This is a genomic window from Serratia sp. A07, assembly GCF_058725505.1.
Window position 1 is genome coordinate 1 of record NZ_JBZXDO010000134.1, and the last position, 1,964, is coordinate 1,964.

At 61.7% G+C, this 1,964-nt stretch carries 1 protein-coding gene; it reads left to right on the forward strand.

The features are described from left to right. The coding region (locus AC4PR2_RS28525) for an autotransporter outer membrane beta-barrel domain-containing protein (RefSeq protein WP_492176005.1) at positions 1 to 1,964 on the forward strand (1,964 nt) is incomplete at both ends.

Consider the following 1,964-nt stretch of genomic DNA (forward strand, 5'->3'; position numbering starts at 1 on the left):
ATGCAGTTCACCGGCAAGCTGGATAACGGCCAGGGGCGGATTTTTAGTCAGTCGTCTCAAATGCTGCAGGCGCAGGATATCGTCAACGCGCAGGGTTGGATGGGCAGCCAGGGGAGCTGGCGGGCTAGAAGCGGCGGTTTTGACAATACGAAGGGCAGCGTACAGAGCCAGCAGGAAGCACAGCTGGCGGCTGACTGGTTGGATAACGCCCGGGGCGTGATGCAATCGGCACAAAACCTGGCGCTGCGCATCAAACAGGATATCGATAATCGCAACGGCAAGGTCTCGGCGCAGGGGCAGCTTGCTGTTGCAGGCGCCAAAGATGGCGAACATGCCGGCGCCATCAATAACGCCGGTGGTCAGTGGCTGGCGGGCCAGGCGCTGACTATTGCCGCCCGTAGCCTTGATAACGCACAGGCGGGGCAACTCTACAGCCAGAAGCAGCTGCGGCTCAATCTGAACGGTGGGCTGGACAACCGCGGCGGGAAAATACAGGGCGGCGGTGCGCTGGCGCTTGACGCACAAACGCTGAATAATGCCGGCGGGACGATAGACGGCCAGCAACACGTAGCGCTGCGTATTCTTGGCTTGCTGGAGAATACCGACGGTGCCGTGCGCAGCAATGGCGACCAGAAGGTGTCGGCCGCCGGTATCAATAATACGCGCGGCGTATTCAGCAGCCGCGGCGGCATCACGGTGACATCAAAGCAGCTGGACAACGACGGCGGCACGCTCATCAGTCAGGGCTCGGGCATCTACCGACTCGACCGGCTTAACAATCAGCACGGCAAGGTGCACAGCGGCGACACACTCACGCTTGAGGGGGCGCAGGTCAACAACCAGGGTGGGCAACTGGTATCGACTCAGGGCCTGACGCTCAAGACCGAAGCGTTCGATAACAGCGGACAGGGCACGCTCAGCAGCCAGGCGGAACTGGATGTGCAGGCCGAGCATCTGAACAATCGCGACGGCGGGCTGATACTGGGCACCGCGCACACCGGTATCACCGCGCGTGACATCGATAACACGGCAGGCCGGCTGCAAAGTGCGGGCACCCTCACCTTCACGGATGTCGCCACCCTGGATAACCGCCAGGGGCGACTCCTTGCCAACGGCAATCTCGATATCAACGCCGCCCTCTCCCGTACCGACTCGCCGCTGGCGCTACTTAACCAGGGCGGGCGCGTGGAGAGCGCCGGGCAACTCACCGTGCATACGCGTACTCTGGATAACCAGAACGGTACCCTGCTGGGGCTGCAGGCGCTGACACTGTCCGCGCAGCAGGACTACACTCGCCAGGCCGGTGACACCGTCAGCAGTAACGGCACGGTGACGTTCTCCCTGAGCGGTGCCTTTACCAACCTGGCGGACTGGTTGCTGCCCGGCAATCTGGTGCTCAATGCGGCCGGCATTACCAATCCGGCCATCCTGGTGGGCAAAACGCTGCAGCTGACGACCGGGGCGTTGCAAAACACCGGGCGTATTGAAGCAGACAGCATGACGCTGAACGTCGATACCCTGGACAACACGGCGGCGCTGATGGGCGACGACATCACCGTGAACGGACGCATTATCGACAACCATGGTGCGCCTGCGGTGATGGCGGCAACCCACAGCCTGATAGTGCAGGCCAGTGAGCGATTGACCAACCGGGAGGGAGCGCTGATTTACAGCGCCGACCGTCTGCAGTTGCACAGTGATGACCTGATTGAGAACCGGGCGAGCTTTATCGAAGCGGACGGTGACGCCACGGTCGAGGCCCGTCGCCTGAACAACCTGCGTGAAGGGCTGGTGATTGAGCGTGACGCCGAGAAAAGCGACTACAAATGGCACCGCTACAACTACTATTGGCGCTCTTATGGTTCAGCGGTCAATCCCGACAAAAGCACCATGGCGCCGACCACCCAACAGCTGAGCTTCCAGGATGACGCGGCGGCCCAGAACAATCGCTACGGCACCCTGCT